The following is a 2,748-nucleotide window of genomic DNA, read 5'->3' on the forward strand; positions in this document are numbered from 1 at the left end:
CGGCTCCTCCCTCAGGGTGGTTACCCGCACGGTGGTGTGGGCAAACTCGACCCCGTCAAGCAACGCCCGCACCGTATGCTCTCCCGGCCCCAGGTTGTTCCAGTTCCACAACAGGCTGAAGCCGTTGTTGGCATCGCCACAGACACTCCGGGTATCCTCTCGTATGGTGCCATAGCCCGCTTGTAGCGGCATCCCGTTCAGCTCAATGACAATCTCTTCTGCCTCACACGCCCAGCCCGAGATCACACCAATGCCACTCTGGGCGGCGGCCGGCTGAGCAGAAGCCAGCCACGCTCTGAGCAGGAGCAGGACTCCACAGATCTTCGAAATCCCAAGGCTTCTCATCCGTGCGTTCTTGCAGAGGGTGCGACAGGAGTGATGTAGGCGCTACCCCCTCACCCCAGCCCTCTCCCTCCGGGGGAGAGGGAGTCGGACTCTGCCTGTCCTGCGGGGACTCCGGCAGCAGTCAGCCGTCCACCGGCTCAAGCCGGCACGGCACATAGCGGTGGTGCGGACAGCCGCTGAAAGGGTCGCGGGCGGTGACATCGGTGTAGTCGTTCATGTTCACCCCGACGCTTGCGGTCGGTCCGTCGTAGCCGCCCTCGCCGCTCGGGTACTGCATGCCGAAGCCGTTCGGCATCCACACATGGCCGTCCAGGAGTTTGGTATCGATCATGGCCGGTAGCTCGACGCTGCCGCGTCTGGTGACGACCCGAATCGTATCCCCATTGCTCACGCCTATCCGTTCGGCGTCGCCGGGCGACAGGTTGAGCGCGCAGTGCGGTCCCCGCCCTTTGCGCCACTCGGGGTCGCGCTGAATGGTGTTGGCCGTCCAGCGGGTGCGCAGGCCCGAGGCCAGGATAGTCGGGTAGTCAGGGTCGTGGGCGGGCTGCGTGGCAATGGCCCGGTTCAGCTCGGCCTGGATCTGCTGCGGCGCCAGGCGGACCCTTTTGTCGTCGAAGCCGATCCGCTCATCCAGATTCGTCGCCGGGTCGAGCCGGGCAATCTCCACCCCCTCGGGATGCGCCATCAGCCGTCGATACACCTCCAGCCCCAGGCTGAAGCCGTCCTTGTCCTGCCACTCCGGGCCAAACGCCCGGGCCACGGCTTCACCCCGCACACGACCGTTCATGAGCGCCTGAAACCAGATCGAGGACAGGACCGGCGCGTCCAGCTGGAGACCCAGGGTCCGGTAGGCCCAGTACAGCGGGGCGCGAAACCCGGCCTGCTTGGCCGCAACCTGCAGGGCGCCGAGATAGCGCGCCGCGCCGTCCGGCTGATCGGCCTCGGCCGCCAGCTCGTGCAGCTCGGCCGGCGCCTCGGGCACCAGATCCATGGCCTCGGCCAGACGGATATAGATCTCGCCCTCGGGCAGGGCTTCGCCCAGGGCCGGAACGATGGGCGGACGAACCTGAACCGGCACGCCGGGAAAGCCGCGCGGGAAGCTGGCCATCTCCCACTTTTCGTAGCCGACCGGCGTGGGCAGGACATAGTCGGCCACCCGCGCCGTCTCGGTCATGGCCGGCTCGATGACGACTAGCAGCTCCAGCTCTTCGCGCGCCGCCAGCCACGCCTTGGTATCGGGGTAGGACAGCAGCGGATTTGACCCCTCGACGATCAGCGCCCGCAGGCGTTCGGGATGGTCGAGCGTGATCTCTTCAGGAATCAGCACCGGCGAGAACACGCCCAGCCGGGCAAAGGCCGAGACGGCCGGAATGCCGGACGCCAGGGCGCGTTCGGGTTCGTCATGACGCCGCGGGTCGGGCGTCGGCGGGTTGAGGTTGGTGGTGAACACGTTGCCGCCCGGTTTGCCCAGGTTGCCGGTCACCGCCACCAGCAGGTGCAGGAGGTAGGAGTTGAGGGTCGAGAACAGCGTCATCTCAACGCCCAGGTCCCACAGTAGCGAGGCGCGCCGGGCGGCCGCCAGCTCTTCGGCCGTGGCGACAATATCGCCCACGTCCAGGCCACAGCGGCGGGCCATGTCCGGCACGTCAACCCCGGCCAGCCAGGCTTTGATCTCCTCGTAGCCGAGCGTCTTGTCCCGAATGAAATCCGCGTCGCCCAGGTCGCGGCCAATGATGATCGCGGCCAGGGCCAGGAGCAGATAGGCGTCCGTCCCGGGCTTGAGGCGCAGGTGGCGGTCGGCCTGGCGGGTGGTCTCGGTGATCCGGGGATCGACGACTACCATCTTGCGGGCGCTATCGCGGGCCAGGGCTTTCAGTCCGTCGGTCGGATTGTGGCCCCGGTTGCTGATATGCGGGTTGGTGCCGAGCACCAGCAGGAAATCGGACGCGTCATGGTCGGGGTGCAAGGAGGTGCCCGACGAGCTGTCCAGCATCCATTGCAAGACCATCCAGTGCTGCGACTTTTCCTGAGCCAGGGCGTTAAAGAAGCGCCGCGAGCCCAGCAGCGACAGAAACGTCACCCCGAACGGCGCGTCCAGATGGTTGGCCTGGCCGCCAATCCCGACCAGGCCGATGGAGCGTGGCGCGTGCTGGTCGCGGATACGTTTCAGTCTGGCGCCGATTTCGGCGATGGCCTGCTGCCAGCTGATTTGCTCAAAACCGCCCTCGGGCCGCCGCTTGAGCGGATGTGAGACGCGCTGGGCGTGGTTCACATAGGCGGGAATGCTGAAGCCTTTATTGCAGATATAGCCGTGCGAGATCGGGCTCGTCTCGTCCGCCCGAATGTGCTCGATGTGTCCGTCAACCACATCGACCCGCAGGCCACAGTTATGGCTGCACAGCA

At 66.4% G+C, this 2,748-nt stretch carries 2 protein-coding genes; both read right to left on the minus strand.

Annotation, left to right across the window (positions count from 1 at the left end; translation table 11 throughout):
* Positions 1-345 (minus strand): hypothetical protein (locus J4F42_00510; GenBank protein ID MCE2483962.1); only part of this gene is annotated, 345 nt, incomplete at its 3' end.
* Between the two features lie 121 nt (positions 346-466).
* Positions 467-2,748, minus strand: a 2,282-nt coding sequence (locus J4F42_00515; GenBank protein ID MCE2483963.1) for a molybdopterin-dependent oxidoreductase, incomplete at its 5' end; no start/stop codon positions are given.

Source organism: Desulfurellaceae bacterium, from assembly GCA_021296095.1.
GTDB lineage: Bacteria > Desulfobacterota > Binatia > Bin18 > Bin18 > JAAXHF01.